Source organism: Flavobacterium psychrotolerans (assembly GCF_003097635.1).
Taxonomy (GTDB): domain Bacteria; phylum Bacteroidota; class Bacteroidia; order Flavobacteriales; family Flavobacteriaceae; genus Flavobacterium; species Flavobacterium psychrotolerans.
Genome location: NZ_QCZI01000010.1, coordinates 80225 through 96409, shown reverse-complemented (window position 1 = coordinate 96409; position 16185 = coordinate 80225). Strand labels below are relative to the sequence as shown.

General features: G+C 35.7%; 19 protein-coding genes. 15 read left to right on the top strand and 4 right to left on the bottom strand.

All coding sequences use genetic code 11. From position 1 onward, the window contains the following. Nucleotides 1-28: 28 nt before the first annotated feature. The 4 genes from DB895_RS09225 to DB895_RS09210 all read right to left on the bottom strand — a co-directional run bounded on the left by DB895_RS09225 (nucleotide 29) and on the right by DB895_RS09210 (nucleotide 7174). Nucleotides 29-766, bottom strand: coding sequence for a BT_2262 family domain-containing protein (locus DB895_RS09225; RefSeq protein ID WP_133242662.1), 738 nt, complete (start codon nucleotides 764-766; stop codon nucleotides 29-31). 5 nt (nucleotides 767-771) lie between these two features. Beyond that, on the bottom strand, nucleotides 772-2103 hold the full coding sequence (locus DB895_RS09220; RefSeq protein ID WP_166426958.1) for a SusD/RagB family nutrient-binding outer membrane lipoprotein: 1332 nt from the start codon (nucleotides 2101-2103) through the stop codon (nucleotides 772-774). Nucleotides 2104-2219: 116 nt separating this feature from the next. After that, entirely contained in the window at nucleotides 2220-5423 is a 3204-nt protein-coding gene (locus tag DB895_RS09215; RefSeq protein ID WP_116725073.1) for a SusC/RagA family TonB-linked outer membrane protein, read from the bottom strand. Nucleotides 5424-5518: 95 nt separating this feature from the next. Continuing rightward, a complete protein-coding gene (locus tag DB895_RS09210) occupies nucleotides 5519-7174 on the bottom strand; it encodes an outer membrane protein assembly factor (protein WP_243694652.1) in 1656 nt (551 codons plus the stop codon). 261 nt (nucleotides 7175-7435) lie between these two features. On the opposite strand from DB895_RS09210, the gene rpsL reads away from it, so the two are divergent. The 15 genes from rpsL (at nucleotide 7436) to rplN (ending at nucleotide 16173) form a co-directional block, all read left to right on the top strand. Continuing rightward, complete coding sequence (rpsL, locus tag DB895_RS09205; RefSeq protein ID WP_116725071.1) at nucleotides 7436-7840, top strand: 30S ribosomal protein S12; 405 nt, start codon at nucleotides 7436-7438, stop codon at nucleotides 7838-7840. A 67-nt stretch (nucleotides 7841-7907) separates the two neighbouring features. Continuing rightward, nucleotides 7908-8384, top strand: coding sequence for a 30S ribosomal protein S7 (rpsG, locus tag DB895_RS09200; RefSeq protein WP_116725070.1), 477 nt, complete (start codon nucleotides 7908-7910; stop codon nucleotides 8382-8384). Nucleotides 8385-8394: 10 nt separating this feature from the next. Continuing rightward, nucleotides 8395-10551, top strand: coding sequence for an elongation factor G (fusA, locus tag DB895_RS09195; protein ID WP_116725069.1), 2157 nt, complete (start codon nucleotides 8395-8397; stop codon nucleotides 10549-10551). A gap of 12 nt (nucleotides 10552-10563) precedes the next feature. Beyond that, nucleotides 10564-10869 carry a 30S ribosomal protein S10 gene (gene rpsJ, locus DB895_RS09190; protein WP_011963470.1) on the top strand — a complete coding sequence of 102 codons (306 nt, stop codon included), beginning with the start codon at nucleotides 10564-10566 and terminating at the stop codon, nucleotides 10867-10869. Nucleotides 10870-11024: 155 nt separating this feature from the next. After that, entirely contained in the window at nucleotides 11025-11642 is a 618-nt protein-coding gene (gene rplC, locus DB895_RS09185) for a 50S ribosomal protein L3 (protein ID WP_116725068.1), read from the top strand. After that, the gene (rplD, locus tag DB895_RS09180) at nucleotides 11642-12271 is read left to right on the top strand and encodes a 50S ribosomal protein L4 (protein ID WP_116725067.1); all 630 of its coding nucleotides are present in this window, start codon (nucleotides 11642-11644) and stop codon (nucleotides 12269-12271) included. Before rplC ends, rplD begins: the two co-directional genes overlap by 1 nt. 6 nt (nucleotides 12272-12277) lie before the next feature. Continuing rightward, nucleotides 12278-12568: a 50S ribosomal protein L23 gene (gene rplW / locus DB895_RS09175; protein ID WP_116725066.1), complete on the top strand. Its 291-nt coding sequence runs from the start codon at nucleotides 12278-12280 to the stop codon at nucleotides 12566-12568. A 9-nt stretch (nucleotides 12569-12577) separates the two neighbouring features. Next, complete coding sequence (gene rplB / locus DB895_RS09170) at nucleotides 12578-13402, top strand: 50S ribosomal protein L2 (RefSeq protein ID WP_116725065.1); 825 nt, start codon at nucleotides 12578-12580, stop codon at nucleotides 13400-13402. Between the two features lie 6 nt (nucleotides 13403-13408). Beyond that, entirely contained in the window at nucleotides 13409-13687 is a 279-nt protein-coding gene (gene rpsS, locus DB895_RS09165; protein ID WP_014085019.1) for a 30S ribosomal protein S19, read from the top strand. Nucleotides 13688-13693: 6 nt separating this feature from the next. Then, nucleotides 13694-14107, top strand: a complete 414-nt coding sequence (gene rplV, locus DB895_RS09160) for a 50S ribosomal protein L22 (protein WP_116725064.1) — start codon at nucleotides 13694-13696, stop codon at nucleotides 14105-14107. Between the two features lie 5 nt (nucleotides 14108-14112). Then, complete coding sequence (gene rpsC / locus DB895_RS09155) at nucleotides 14113-14874, top strand: 30S ribosomal protein S3 (protein WP_116725063.1); 762 nt, start codon at nucleotides 14113-14115, stop codon at nucleotides 14872-14874. A gap of 19 nt (nucleotides 14875-14893) precedes the next feature. Beyond that, complete coding sequence (rplP, locus tag DB895_RS09150; RefSeq protein ID WP_116725062.1) at nucleotides 14894-15319, top strand: 50S ribosomal protein L16; 426 nt, start codon at nucleotides 14894-14896, stop codon at nucleotides 15317-15319. A gap of 13 nt (nucleotides 15320-15332) precedes the next feature. Further along, a complete protein-coding gene (gene rpmC / locus DB895_RS09145) occupies nucleotides 15333-15524 on the top strand; it encodes a 50S ribosomal protein L29 (protein ID WP_116725061.1) in 192 nt (63 codons plus the stop codon). Nucleotides 15525-15541: 17 nt separating this feature from the next. Then, nucleotides 15542-15802 carry a 30S ribosomal protein S17 gene (rpsQ, locus tag DB895_RS09140; RefSeq protein ID WP_116725060.1) on the top strand — a complete coding sequence of 87 codons (261 nt, stop codon included), beginning with the start codon at nucleotides 15542-15544 and terminating at the stop codon, nucleotides 15800-15802. 2 nt (nucleotides 15803-15804) lie between these two features. Beyond that, nucleotides 15805-16173: a 50S ribosomal protein L14 gene (gene rplN, locus DB895_RS09135; protein ID WP_026717863.1), complete on the top strand. Its 369-nt coding sequence runs from the start codon at nucleotides 15805-15807 to the stop codon at nucleotides 16171-16173. Nucleotides 16174-16185 lie beyond the last annotated feature (12 nt).

The window sequence follows — 16185 nt, the reverse complement described above, 5'->3', positions numbered from 1 at the left end:
GTTTTTTAATTTATTCATTTTTATGATATTAAAGTTGAACTTGAGTTAAGGTTACTTTGAATGTCCCGTTTGAGCTTCCATCCCAAGTTGATGTAAAACTTATTTTTTTTGTAGCTGGATCAACATTTAATCCAGACATTACTATATTACCACCAAAACCCTTATTAGTGAAATCAGGTATTGAAAAATCATTAGCAGAAATATTATTTGCTGTAATAATTACAGGTCTTCCAGCATAAGCTACACCGTAAGCTCTACCTATATTGTAATACCCACCAAATCCATCAGACATTTCATAGGTGCCATTGGAGTTTTTCCAAATTAAAACAAACTCCATGTCAGAATATTGAGCAGACGGAGCTGCTGATCCCCTAATAACAGTAGAAGTATAAACACCTTCAAGGCTTTTATCCAAATTACCGGTTTTATATACAATCACCTTTCTTGAAGAACTTGCCTTAAATCCGTCAACATTGGTTGCTGTATAGCTAATAATATATTCATCAACAATATTTGTGTCAAGTGTTGATCCATCTCTATAATTCCCCTTGACAGTTGTTGTATATACAATTTCTTTTGATCCTTCAGTAGCTACTGCACCGGGGTCTACAAAAGAACCGCCTTGAGGAATAAAAATGACTTCATCACCTAAAACTGTTATCAAAGGATAGTTAGTCACTTTTGATACATTTCCTGTGTCTTCTTTGTCGCAACTTACAAGGAGCAAACTGCCAAAGAAAAACAATGTTATAAATATTTTTTTCATAATTTTTAGTTTTGATTCCACCAAACTGGTTCGGTTATTTTTGATAAAGTTGGAGTATTGTTATTTGTGTTTTTTTCTTCCTGAGGATAAATAACTCTTTTAGGAAATAATCCGCCTGGCGTTGCACCATTTATAGAATAGGCTAATTCTCCAGGAATATAAGAAGGATCTGATTGAGGAACCGCTGAAGTTTTAGGATATCCAGTTCTATTTGTTTCGAAAAATGCCTCAAAACCATTCCCTGGGAAACTTGAAATCCATTTTTGTGTAATGATCGCTTTTATTTTATTATCCAAAGTTCCAGAAGTTGGATATTCATATTTCCCACCTGTTGCTAAATAAGAAGAAGCATCTAATCCGTATTTCGTGAAATTTTCACTTACGGCAGCGTCATAAAGAGCTTTGTCTCCACTTCCAAATCTTGCTTGTGCTTCTGCTTGCAAAAATAAGCTTTCTTCTCTACTCATTAAATAGGCAGGAGTTGTTGCTGACAGTGTTACAATAGAAAATGTAGCTGGACCTGCGGTATTTGAAAAGTCTCCTTGATTTAAAGGATTTCCTGCTCCATAATATTTGCCTTTTCTTTCATCTGAATTTTCATCTAAAAAAGAAGACAAAGTAGTGCTCATCCTTAAGTTAGTAGCTGTGTTTAACTTTCTTCTATCTGATTCATATAAAGGATTACTTAAACCAGGATTATTTTCAAATTGTGTCATAGCTGCATCTGTGTCTAAAAAGGCCACGCCACTAGAGAGCAATTTAGTTATACCAGCACTTGCAATAGATGCTCTCGAACTTTTAGTTTGCCTCATATAAATCTTTAACTTCATCGTATTTGCAAAAGCAGTCCAATTTGTCATGTCACCTCCAAAAATTAAATCATCTTTAGATGGAGCAGATCCTACTGAAGTAGATAAATCTTTTGATAAAGCAGCATCTAGATCGTTTATCATAAATTCATAAACTTGATCACCAGTGTTAAAATGAGGCTCTAATATAGATTTGTCATTGGCTTCGGTATAAGGTATAGAACCATAGAAATCTGTTAAGACTTGTGATCCCTGTACTTCAAGAACGGTAGCAATTAAATAATAGTTCCAGTTTTTTTCGGCTAATGCAGTTTTTTTAACTTGTCTAATGTCACCTAATGCATCATACATGTCTCTCCAAGCTGAGTAATAGTCTCCTGTTCCAATGATATAGCTATCAATATCTTTGTATTGGTTTGAACCATTGCTTTGTGTCCAATATTGAGACCAAAATCCTCCTATTAAAGCATATGATGATCCTTCAGTTCCAATTAATCCAGCAATACCAGCAGGAAGTTGGGATGACATTGGTACAGTTTGTAAATCATCTGGATCTTTGTTTATATCTAAATTTGTATCGCATGCCGTAAATAGCACCGATAAAATCATTAAACTTATTGTTATTTTTTTCATTTTTTTACTATTTAAAATGTTAATTTTATAGTTGTGCCGTAAGTTCTTTGAGATGGAGTTCCATAAGATTCTCCAAATTCACCCTGAATGTTATTTCCAAATGTAGAAATTTCAGGATCTACATATGGGTTAGCATTTGGTGTCCAAAGTGCTAAATTTTTTCCATAAACACTAAATGACGCATTAGTCAATCCAATTCTTTTAACTAACGTTGAAGGAACATTGAATGTTATAGAGATATCTCTTAATCTTACAAAAGTTTTGTCAAAAATGAAGTCTTTGGAGATAGTTGGATTTTTTTGAGAATTGTAAAAATCCGTTTGATTGCTAGTTCCTGTAAAGGCATTAATAGGGTTTGTATTTTCAACATAAGTAGTAACGCCTCCATTTACCACTTCAGTAACGGAATTAGGAATGATAAATGTGTTTCTGTCATTATACGTAGTTTCTATACCGTTTCCAGTAAAATAGGCTAAATATTTGCTTTCAGAAAACATTTCTCCACCTTGTTTCCAGTCAATTCCAAAGGAAAGCATAAAATTTTTGTAAGTGAATTTGTTTTGAAAACCCATGACAAAATCTCTTTCTGAAGTTCCTATTTTTTGATTTTCTTCTGTTGGAACGTAATAACCATTTGCATCAACTATATATTGGCCCGCAGGGCTCAATTTAGGCACTTTTGCCATATATACGCCTAAAGGTTGGCCAAGTACAGCATTAAAAGTCACATCACGACCATTTGTTAGTTCTAGTTTATCTACACCACCAACAATATTATCCACGTTACTTAAGTTTTTTGTAAAAGTCGTGTTGAAGTTCCAAGTAAAGCTTTTGGTTTGAATTGGTATTATGTTTAATACTAATTCTATCCCTTTATTGGTTACATCTAATATGTTTCCTGTTTGAGTTGTAAACCCAGTGCTGGCAGGAATTGCTCTGTCATATAGTAGGTCAACGGTTTTCTTGTTATAAATAGAGGCGTCAATATTGACTCTTCTTGAAAATAAATTGGCTTCAGCACCGAATTCAACTTCTGAAGTGGTTTCTGGTTTTAATTCATTATTACCTAATTGCCCTTTAAATTCATACGCATTTACACCTCCTATAGGGAAGTTAATCGTTCCGAAATTGGCACCAGCAACAGCTTGTGTTAAACTTGATTCTGTTCTATATGCTTCGGTATCTTTTGACACTTGTGCCCAACCCGCTCTTAATTTCAAGAACGTATCAGGTGTGTCTAAAACAATTCCGCTCAAAGAAGCTGAAGGATAAAAGTAGGAATTGTTCTTAACAGGTAGAGCTGAACTCCAGTCATTACGACCTGTTAATGTTAAAAATAATTTATCTTTATAGGATGTTTCCAAGGAAGTATAAACACCAAAATTTCTTCTTAATGAATTGCCTTGGGTAAGTATTGGTTTTGATGCTGAGTTTGATAACTCGTAATAGTTAGGTAAATCCAATTCAGTAATTCTGGCTGTAAGAGCATCAGATTTTCGTTCATTTGCACTTGCACCAACCATAGCACTAATGTTGAAATCATCATTAATTTTTGTGTTGTAATTTAAGTTGAAATAGGAATCCAGTTCAGCTCTTTCAGAAAATTGTTCGGTTACTCCACCAACAGTAGCAACTGTGTTGTTTACATCTTGTGAAGATCCTTCGGTATATTTTACTATGGCACCATAACTTTTAATTTTTTCCATTCTGTAATCTCCCCCAATTTGGTATGTGGCAGAAAATTTAGGATTGAATTTATAGGTTATATTAGTATTACCAAAAAGACGATTTCCATCAATTTTAGTAGCATTTTCATTAAGTACAAAATATGGATTTGAAGCATAAGGAGTAAAGTAGTTGCTTGGATTGTTGAAAGGGTTGTTTACATAATCCTTTAAATCCACAATACTAATATCTACAGGTATCTGTAATAATTCCTGAACTAAAGTCTGGCCTTCACCTGAATCATCTCCGCTTCCGGTATTAACTGCTTTTTGGTCTTTTTTTACATAATTCACATTTACTCTAACGTCAAGTTTGCTACTGTTTATTCCAGCACTAACGTTAAAATTTCTTCTTTTGTATGAATCTGAATCTGTAGGCACAATTCCGTCAGAGTTAACATCTGAAAATCCAAGAGAAAAATTTGAATTTTCTCCACCACCACTAATTCTAAAATTATTAGTGTAGGAATTTCCTATGTCATAAAAATCTTTTACGTTGTTTTTTAAGGCAACATAAGGTTTGATCTGTTGAGAATTGTTAACAATTGCTCCCCAAGGACGTATTTCGCCGTTAAATGCAGGTCCCCAAGAACCGTTTTCAGCACTTACAGAAGCTCCATGACTTGGAAGGCTGGAGAATCCTTGTCCGTACCAACCTTGCCCAAATTTATCTTGCAAATGCGGAACTCTTGCTACTTCAGAAAAATCCATTGAAGATGAAATGTCGACAGTTAATTTGGAATTAATTTTACCTGATTTAGTAGTAACAATTATTGCTCCAGATGCTGCTCTTGAACCATACAAGGCCGTAGCTGCTGCACCTTTTAAAATGGTCATGCTTTCAATGTTGGATGGGTCTAAATCTCCGATACCATTTCCAGCGTCAAATGTTCTTCTGTTTGTTGTAACTCCAGATGTTCCATTTCCAGTATTATTTATCGGTGTACCATCAATTACATACAAAGGATCGTTATTTCCTAATGAGCTAAATCCCCGGATAACTACTTTTGTGGAAGCTCCTACTTGTGCGGGTGCGCTGATATCAACACCAGCAAGTTTTCCGGATAATGACCCAAATAAATTGGTGTTGTTAACTTCTGTCAAGTCTTTGGCAGTTACAGTTGCAGTAGCATAGCCTAATGATTTCTTCTGTCTTTTAATCCCTAAAGCAGTAACAACCACTCCTTCAAGCTGCACAGAATCATCTTGCATTTTAACTTTCAAGCTAGTTGATGAGGCAGTGACTTCTTGTGTTTTCATACCAAGAAAGCTAAAAACTAACTTTTGTCCCTGACTGGCGGCAATTTTGAATTTTCCATCAAAATCAGTTTGAATCCCGTTATTCGTCCCCTTTACTAGGACATTTACCCCAGGAATAGGCAAGCCGCTTTCGTCGGTAACAACACCGGCTACAGTTCTGTCTTGCGCAAATGTAATTTGCGTTAATAGCACCAATAGCAGTACTAAAAATCCATTAAACTTTAGTTTCATTTTATATTATTTTGAATTAGTTACTCAAAAGTCTTAATTATTTGTTGTAATTCCTAATGAAATATAAACTTATTGTTATCTTTTTGTTACAAAAATCAAAAATTTGTCTTAAAGCGGATGTGCACGATTGAGTTTGAATTTTTGATTCCTCCTTCTTTTGTGCTGCCATTTGCGTATATTATATTTAAAAGACCATTTTTTGTTAATACTCCAAATCCAATACCTAATCCTAGCAAATTGCCATTATTATTAGTGCTCTTGTCTTGGTAGTATCCATAGTCAGTTATGGAGTGAATGTATAATGTGGGTGTAAAAATGTAACGGTATTCTGTTAGTATGGAAGTGAGTAAATTACATTGAAGACTGTTTTCGCTATAACCTCGAATTGAATTTATTCCGCCAAATCGATATAGTTCGTTTGTAATGTATTCATTGCTCTGTAAATAAAAGTTTTGGCTTTTAATGTTAATGCTGTTTTTTTCGTTCAAATAAAGATTGTGTTTTAAATCTATGTTGGTAAAGAATTGATGGGTCGTGTTGAATTTTGAATTTCTCGATCCTGTTCCAACCGCAATATTGATTTTTGTTTTCTCAGGAAATAACAAATCATCTTCTTTGTAATCTGCAAATTCAAAATTGCTCGTTATAAATTGATTGCTGTAATCGCTAATGCTATTGTTGTTTTGGTTTTGAATATCGCTGGATTCGGTAGATTGATAGCCTAAATAAATCCGTGTGTTGTAATTAAAAAAATAACCCACGTCAATTGCTTTCTTTGCGTTTTGAAAAGTACTGTCTTGTTTAAAAATATTCAATTGCGTCTTAATTCCAAAAGGACTCTTAAAAATATAGGGGATTGCTAAGGCTACGTTGAGTGTTCTTTGTTGATTGCTTTCGCCTTTCCATAACAAAGAAAACGCTTCTCCGCTATTAAGGGTGTTGTTTAAATTCAAGTCTAAAAAGCCATTTAAAGCAATCTTATTTCCTTTGTCATTCGAAAATCCAATAAATCCCTCAAAATTGTTTGATTTCGTTTTTTCGAGATAAACATATATTATGGTGGAATCCTTTTCAAAAAGAATTTCTGGATATTTTACCTGTTTTACGAATCGGAATTTTTCAAAATCTGCATGGACTTTCTTTAAATTATCCTGATTAAAGGTCTGGTTTTTATAAATACGTCGGATATTCAAAATGTGTCCTTCAGGAAATTTATCATATCCTCTAATTACAATACCGTCAAGCTGTCTTTGTTGTCCAAGAATAACTTGTAAATCGGCATAAAGATGGTTATCATTTTTTTTGAAGTTTGTAAGTTTTAGTTTTGCAAGGGCAAATCCTTTCTTTTCTAGGGTGCTTAATGTTTGTTTTAAAAATAACTCAATTCTTTTGTAAGGGATAATTAATGTATCCTTATTTGTGTTGAAAAGAGAATTTAGAGTTGCATTTCGGCTTATGTATATGTATTCGGTTTTTACTCCCAAATCAAATTGGGATGTAAAACTGCTGTCGTTAATCTTTTTGTAATCAAGAAATTCGTTCTCAATATAGCCAATTTGAGTTAATGTATTGGACATCAAATTCATTTCGTCAACAATTGATTTGGCATTTACATGATTCTTATTGTATCCGACGGAATCAATTAAGGTGTTTTCCGATTTGGATTTCCCTGAAATAGTTAAATGTAGTTTTTGTGCCGATGAATTCAAGCTAAAACATAGGATTGAAAATATAAAAAATGCCTTTTTCAAATGAAATATAAGTTTTGATAAAAGTAACGTAAAAAAGCTGCAAATAATATAAAAAATATTTAGCAGAGAATTAGGATTGCAATTGTCTTGGATGTCCTGTTTGGTTTTTTGGAATGACTATTTCATATTTTATTATAAGACAAATATTTAATTCATGTGGAAATTAATTAATTAAGATTTGTTTCATTGAAAATAATCACTACATTTGCAACCCCGTAAAAAGCGGGAAATATAATATATAAGTAATTTTTAGTATTAATTATGCCAACAATTCAACAATTAGTAAGAACAGGAAGAACTCAGATAGCTAAGAAGAGTAAATCGGTTGCTTTAGATTCTTGTCCTCAAAGAAGAGGGGTTTGTACGCGTGTTTACACTACTACACCAAAAAAACCAAACTCTGCAATGCGTAAAGTAGCGCGTGTACGTTTGACAAATGGTAATGAAGTAAATGCCTATATCCCTGGTGAAGGACACAATCTACAAGAGCACTCGATAGTATTAGTTAGGGGTGGAAGAGTAAAAGATTTACCAGGTGTTAGATATCACATCGTTCGTGGTGCTCTTGATACGTCAGGGGTTGCCGGAAGAACGCAAAGACGATCTAAATACGGGGCTAAACGTCCTAAACCAGGAGCGGCTGCACCAGCGGCTAAGAAAAAGTAAATCTAAAAAGTTAAGGTTTGAGGCGTGACATGTTGCGTCTGAGCATTAACAGAAAAAAAACAAAAAAATGAGAAAAAGAGCGGCAAAGAAAAGACCACTTTTACCAGATCCAAGGTTTAATGACCAACTGGTGACCCGTTTTGTGAACAACTTAATGTGGGATGGTAAAAAATCAACAGCTTTCACAGTGTTTTATGATGCAATGGATATCGTAGAAGCTAAAAAGCAAGATGCAGAAAAATCTTCAGTAGAAATTTGGAAAGATGCGTTAACAAACGTTATGCCTCACGTAGAAGTGCGTAGTCGTAGAGTTGGTGGAGCGACATTTCAAATTCCAATGCAAATTCGTCCAGATAGAAAAATTTCTATGGCGATGAAATGGATGATTCTTTATGCAAGAAGAAGAAATGAAAAATCAATGGCTCAAAAGTTAGCTTCAGAAGTTTTGGCTGCGGCTAAAGAAGAAGGTGCGGCTGTTAAGAAAAGAATGGATACTCACAAAATGGCAGAAGCGAATAAGGCTTTCTCTCACTTTAGATTTTAATTCCTAAGAAATGGCTAGAGATTTAAAATATACAAGAAACATAGGAATTGCGGCCCACATTGATGCTGGTAAAACAACAACAACGGAGCGTATATTATTCTATACAGGAAAATCACACAAAATTGGTGAAGTGCACGATGGTGCTGCAACAATGGACTGGATGGCACAAGAGCAAGAAAGAGGTATAACAATTACTTCTGCTGCTACAACTTGTGAGTGGAATTTTCCTACTGAGCAAGGAAAAGTGTTACCTGAAACTTTACCATATCACTTTAATATTATTGATACCCCGGGACACGTTGATTTTACTGTTGAGGTAAATCGTTCGTTGCGTGTATTGGATGGGTTGGTTTTCTTGTTTAGTGCTGTTGATGGTGTTGAGCCTCAATCAGAAACGAACTGGAGGCTTGCAGATCAATATAGAGTGCCTCGTATTGGATTTGTTAATAAAATGGATCGTCAAGGTTCTAACTTTTTGATGGTATGTCAACAAGTAAGAGATATGTTAAAATCAAACGCTGTTGCAATCACATTGCCAATTGGTGAAGAAAATGATTTCAAAGGTGTGGTAGATTTGGTGAGAAATCAAGCCATTGTATGGCATGAAGAGGGTCTTGGTGCTACATATGATATTGTGCCTATTCCTGAGGATATGCTTGCTGAAGTAAAAGAATACAGGTCGATTCTTATTGAAGCGGTTGCTGATTATGATGAGAAACTGCTTGAGAAATTCATGGAAGATGAAAACTCTATTACGGAGGAAGAAATCAACATTGCTTTAAGAGCGGCTGTTATGGATATGGCTATCATTCCGATGATTGCTGGTTCTTCTTTTAAAAATAAAGGAGTTCAGTTCATGTTAGATGCAGTGTGTAAATATTTACCGTCTCCAATGGATAAAGATGGTATCGAAGGAATTCATCCTGATGATGCTGATTTATTAGAAGAGGATCAAACTAAAATTTTGCGTAAGCCAGATGTTAAAGAGCCATTCGCTGCTTTAGCTTTTAAAATTGCTACTGACCCATTCGTAGGTCGTTTGGCTTTTTTCCGTGCTTATTCAGGACGTTTAGATGCGGGTTCTTATGTTTTGAACACACGTTCAGGAAACAAAGAAAGAATTTCTCGTATTTATCAAATGCACGCTAACAAGCAAAACCCAATCGAGTACATCGAAGCAGGTGATATTGGAGCGGCGGTAGGATTTAAAGACATCAAAACAGGGGATACATTGTGTGATGAAAAACACCCAATTATTCTTGAGTCTATGAAATTCCCTGCACCAGTAATTGGTATTGCAATTGAGCCTAAAACTAAGGCTGACGTGGATAAAATGGGTATGGCTTTGGCTAAATTAGCAGAAGAAGATCCTACATTTACTGTTAGAACAGATGAGGCTTCAGGTCAAACTATTATCTCGGGTATGGGTGAGCTTCACTTGGATATCCTTGTTGATAGAATGAAACGTGAATTCAAAGTTGAAGTGAACCAAGGGGAACCTCAAGTTGAATACAAAGAAGCTTTTACAAGATCGGCTCAGCACAGAGAGACGTACAAAAAACAATCGGGTGGTCGTGGTAAATTCGGTGATATCGTATTTAAATTAGAGCCTGCAGATGAAGTTGACGGAAAGACTCCGGTTGGATTGCAATTTGTAAATGCGGTAAAAGGTGGTAACGTTCCTAAAGAATATATCCCTTCAGTAGAAAAAGGTTTCAGAGAAGCTATGAAAACTGGGCCTTTAGCTGGGTACCAAGTAGATAGTTTGAAAGTAACTTTGTTGGATGGATCTTTTCACCCTGTAGATTCTGATGCGCTTTCTTTTGAGTTGGCAGCTAGAATGGGGTATAGAGAAGTGGCTAAAGCTGCAGGAGCTGTTATACTTGAACCAATCATGAAAATGGAGGTTATTACACCAGAAGAAAACATGGGAGATATCGTAGGTGATATCAACCGTCGTAGAGGTCAGGTAAATGACATGGGTGACAGAGCAGGTGCAAAAACCATCAAAGCTGATGTGCCGTTATCGGAAATGTTCGGTTATGTTACTACGTTAAGAACACTTTCATCGGGTAGAGCAACTTCAACAATGGAATTCTCACACTACGCTGAAACGCCTTCAAATATTTCAGAAGCAGTTATCAAAAAAGCAAAAGGAAACGCTTAATCTTTAAAGAAAATGAGTCAAAAAATCAGAATAAAATTAAAATCTTACGACCACATGTTGGTAGACAAGTCTGCTGAAAAGATCGTAAAAACTGTAAAAAGTACAGGTGCAGTAGTAACAGGGCCAATTCCTTTGCCAACTCACAAAAAACTTTTCACTGTACTACGTTCTCCGCACGTTAACAAAAAAGCGAGAGAGCAATTTGAAGTAATGTCATACAAGAGATTAATTGACATTTATTCATCTTCATCTAAAACTATTGATGCTCTAATGAAACTTGAATTGCCAAGTGGAGTTGAAGTTGAAATCAAAGTTTAGGTAGTCTAAGAGTAAAACGGAACGCTGTTTTTAAGTAAGAAACTTTTTTTGGTTTGTGTGTAAATAAAGTATACTTTTGCACCACTTTAAAAAAAATAGGATTTGCTTAAAAGCTGCGTTCTATATTTATATTTAATAATTAATAATTAATATTTATGTCTGGGTTAATCGGAAGAAAAATTGGCATGACAAGTATCTTTGACGAGAACGGGAAAAACATTCCTTGTACTGTTATTGAAGCTGGCCCATGTGTAGTTACCCAAGTCAGAACCAAAGGTGTTGACGGGTATGAAGCGTTGCAACTAGGTTTCGATGACAAAAACGAGAAACATTCCACAAAAGCGGCCGTTGGTCACTTTGCGAAAGCAGGAACTGTAGCTAAGAAAAAAGTCGTTGAATTCCAAGATTTTGCAACAGAACAAAAATTAGGAGACGTTATTAACGTATCTATTTTTGAAGAAGGAGAATTTGTAGATGTGCAAGGTGTATCTAAAGGTAAAGGTTTTCAAGGGGTTGTTAAACGTCACGGTTTTGGTGGTGTTGGGCAAGCAACTCACGGTCAACACAACCGTTTAAGAGCGCCAGGTTCTGTAGGAGCTTCTTCTTATCCATCTAGAGTATTCAAAGGAATGCGTATGGCTGGAAGAATGGGAGGAGACAATGTAAAAGTTCAAAACCTTAGAGTTTTAAAAGTAGTGGCTGATAAGAACCTACTTGTTATTAAAGGATGTGTTCCTGGTCATAACAACTCTTATGTAATCATTCAGAAGTAATGGAAGCAAAAGTATTAGATTTCAACGGAAAAGATACTGGAAGAAAAGTGCAACTTTCTGATTCAGTATTCGGTATAGAACCAAACAATCACGCAGTATATCTTGATGTTAAGCAATATCTTGCTAATCAAAGACAAGGAACGCACAAAGCTAAAGAAAGAGCTGAAGTAGCGGGAAGTACACGTAAGATTAAAAAACAAAAAGGAACGGGTACTGCTCGTGCGGGTAGTGCAAAGAATCCATTGTTTAAAGGTGGTGGAACGGTTTTCGGACCACGTCCAAGAAGTTATTCATTCAAATTGAATAAAAACTTGAAACGTTTAGCAAGAAAATCAGCATTCTCAATTAAAGCTAAAGAATCCAACATTATTGTTGTGGAAGACTTCAATTTTGAAACACCAAACACTAAGAATTTTGTCAGTGTTTTGAAGGCTTTAGGGTTGGATGATAAAAAATCTTTATTTGTGTTGGGTGATTCAAATAAAAATGTATATTTGTCCTCACGCAATTTAAAAGGGTCTAGCGTGGTAAGTAACACAGAGTTAAGTACTTACGCTATTCTAAATGCTAATAATTTAGTTCTTTTAGAAAGCTCTTTGGAAGGAATTGAAGAAAATTTAAGCAAATAATAGGATATGAGTATTATAATTAAGCCTATAGTAACAGAAAAAGTAACCAAAGAAAGTGAAGTTTTAAATCGCTTTGGATTCTTCGTTGACAAAAAAGCAAATAAAGTACAAATTAAGAAAGCTGTAGAGGCTGCTTATGGGGTGACTATTTTGAGTGTCAATACGATGAATGTAAGACCAGATAGAGCTACCAAATTCACTAAAAGTGGACTTATCAGTGGAAAGACGAATGCTGCTAAAAAAGCATTTGTGCAAGTACAAGAAGGAGAAACAATAGATTTTTACAACAATATCTAGAATAGAAAAATGTCAGTAAGAAAATTAAAACCTATTACCCCAGGTCAGCGATTTAGAGTTGTGAATAGTTTTGACGCTATTACAACTGATAAGCCGGAACGCTCTTTGATAGCGCCGATAAAAAACTCTGGAGGTAGAAATAGTCAAGGAAAGATGACCATGCGTTATACGGGTGGTGGTCACAAGCAGAGATATCGTATTATTGATTTCAAAAGAACTAAAGAAGGAATTCCTGCTTCGGTGAAATCAATCGAATATGATCCAAATCGTACTGCGTTTATCGCTTTGTTAGCTTATGCTGATGGGGAGAAAACATACATTATTGCTCAAAACGGATTGAAAGTTGGTCAGAAATTAGTTTCTGGTCCCGATGCTCAACCGGAAATTGGTAATACATTGCCATTAAGTAAAATTCCATTAGGAACTGTTATTTCATGTATTGAGTTGCGTCCAGGACAAGGAGCGGTTATTGCTCGTTCTGCTGGAACATTTGCTCAATTAATGGCAAGAGACGGAAAATATGCTACAATTAAAATGCCTTCTGGAGAAACAAGATTAATCTTGTTGACATGTTCGGCTACAATTGGGGCAGTATCTAATTCTGATCATCAATTAATCGTTTCCGGTAAAGCAGGTAGAACGAGATGGTTAGGAAGAAGACCTAGAACAAGACCTGTTGCAATGAACCCTGTCGATCACCCAATGGGTGGTGGTGAAGGACGTTCTTCTGGTGGACATCCACGTTCAAGAAATGGAATACCAGCTAAAGGTTATAGAACGCGTTCTAAGAAAAACCCGAGTAACAAGTATATCGTAGAACGTAGAAAGAAATAATAAGATATGGCACGTTCATTAAAAAAAGGACCTTTCGTTCATTATAAGTTAGACAAGAAAGTTCAAGAAAACATTGAAAAAGGAAATAAAGGAGTGGTTAAGACTTGGTCTAGAGCTTCTATGATTACTCCAGACTTTGTTGGACAAACAATCGCAGTTCATAACGGTCGTCAGTTTGTACCGGTTTACGTAACAGAAAACATGGTAGGTCACAAATTAGGAGAATTTTCACCAACTCGATCTTTTAGAGGTCATGCTGGAGCAAAAAATAAAGGTAAAAAATAAGAAGCTATGGGAGTTCGTAAAAGAGAAACAGCAGATGCAAGAAAAGAGGCTAATAAGTCTATAGCTTTTGCTAAGTTAAATAACTGCCCTACTTCACCTAGAAAAATGCGTTTAGTAGCAGATCTAGTAAGAGGTCAGAAGGTAGAAAGAGCACTTAACATCTTAAGATTCAGTTCTAAAGAAGCTTCAAGAAAATTAGAAAAATTGGTTTTATCTGTAATTGCCAACTGGCAAGCAAAAAACCCTGAAGCTAGTATGGAAGAAGCCGGATTATTTGTTAAGGAGATCAGGGTAGATGGTGGAATGATGTTAAAAAGACTTCGTCCAGCTCCACAAGGTCGCGCACACAGAATAAGAAAACGTTCTAATCACGTTACAATCGTATTAGGACAAGTAGATAACACACAAAGCAATTCATAAGCAGCATGGGACAAAAGACAAATCCAATTGGAAATAGACTTGGTATCATCAGAGGATGGGATTCAAACTGGTACGGTGGAAATGATTATGGTGATAAAATTGCCGAAGATTATAAAATCAGAAAGTACATCCACGCCCGTTTATCAAAAGCTAGTGTATCAAAAGTAATCATCGAGAGAACTTTGAAACTTGTAACCGTTACTATCACTACAGCTAGACCTGGTATCATTATCGGAAAAGGCGGACAAGAGGTAGACAAGTTAAAAGAAGAACTTAAGAAAGTTACTGACAAAGAGGTTCAAATTAACATCTTTGAAATCAAAAGACCTGAACTGGATGCTTATTTAGTTGCTACAAGCATCTGTCGTCAAATCGAAAGCAGAATTTCTTACAGACGTGCAATCAAAATGGCTATTGCTGCCTCTATGCGTATGAACGCTGAGGGTATCAAAGTTTTGATTTCTGGTCGTTTGAATGGTGCAGAAATGGCACGTTCAGAAGGTTTCAAAGAAGGTAGAATTCCTCTATCAACTTTCAGAGCTGACATCGACTATGCACTTGCTGAAGCTCATACTACTTACGGTAGAATGGGAATCAAAGTGTGGATCATGAAAGGCGAGGTTTATGGAAAGAGAGATCTTTCCCCACTTGTAGGTATGGATAAAAAACAATCCGGTACTGGTGGTGGTAAAGGTGGAGATGCTCCAAGAGGAGACAGAAAACCTTTTAATAAAGGTGGAAAACCAGACGCTCGTAAAAGAAAGTAAATTTTTAAACTAAAGAAAAATGTTACAGCCTAAAAGAACAAAATACCGTAAGGTACAAAAAGGTAAAATGAAAGGAAATGCTCAAAGAGGGCATGAACTTTCTAATGGAATGTTTGGAATTAAATCTGTACATGAAGATGGAATGTTCCTAACTTCTCGTCAAATTGAAGCTGCGCGTATTGCTGCGACACGTTTCATGAAAAGAGAGGGACAATTATGGATTAAAATATTTCCAGACAAACCTATTACTAAGAAGCCTCTTGAGGTACGTATGGGTAAAGGTAAAGGTGCAGTCGAATATTGGGCTGCCGTTGTTAGACCCGGAAGAATTATGTTTGAAGTTGGAGGTGTACCTTTGTCGGTTGCAAAAGAGGCGTTACGTCTTGCAGCCCAAAAACTTCCAGTAAAAACAAAGTTCATCGTTGCTAGAGATTTCGAAGCATAATTAATTATATATTATGAAACAATCAGAAATAAAAGATCTTTCTGCAGCCGAGTTGCAAGAAAAACTTAGCCAGACTAAGAAAACGTATGCTAACCTAAAAATGGCTCACGCTATTTCTCCAATTGAGAATCCACTTCAAATTAGAAGTGTAAGAAGAACAGTTGCAAGATTAGCCACAGAGCTTACTAAAAGAGAGTTACAATAACTGTATTCTGCTGAAAGATGGAAGAAAAAAGAAATTTAAGAAAAGAAAGAGTTGGTGTTGTTACTTCGGACAAAATGGATAAGTCCATTGTTGTTGCTGAAGTGCGTAAAGTAAAACACCCATTATACGGTAAGTTCGTGTTGAAAACTAAAAAGTATCACGCACACGACGAAAAGAACGACTGTAATGTTGGAGATACGGTAAGGATTAGCGAAACGCGTCCTTTAAGTAAAACAAAATGTTGGAGGTTAGTTGAAATCATTGAAAGAGCTAAATAATTATGGTACAACAAGAATCAAGACTAAAAGTAGCAGATAACACAGGAGCTAAAGAAGTTTTAACTATCCGTGTTTTAGGAGGTACCAAAAGAAGGTATGCCTCTGTTGGAGACAAGATTGTAGTTTCTATCAAAGATACTGCCCCTAACGGAAGCGTTAAAAAAGGAGCGGTTTCAACTGCAGTGGTTGTACGTACCAAAAAAGAAGTGAGAAGAGCTGACGGATCCTATATCAGATTTGATGACAACGCATGTGTGTTATTGAATGCTGCAGGTGAAATGAGAGGCACTCGTGTTTTTGGTCCAGTAGCAAGAGAACTTCGTGAAAAACAATTCATGAAAATTGTATCATTAGCACCTGAGGTGCTTTAATTAATTTTTAAG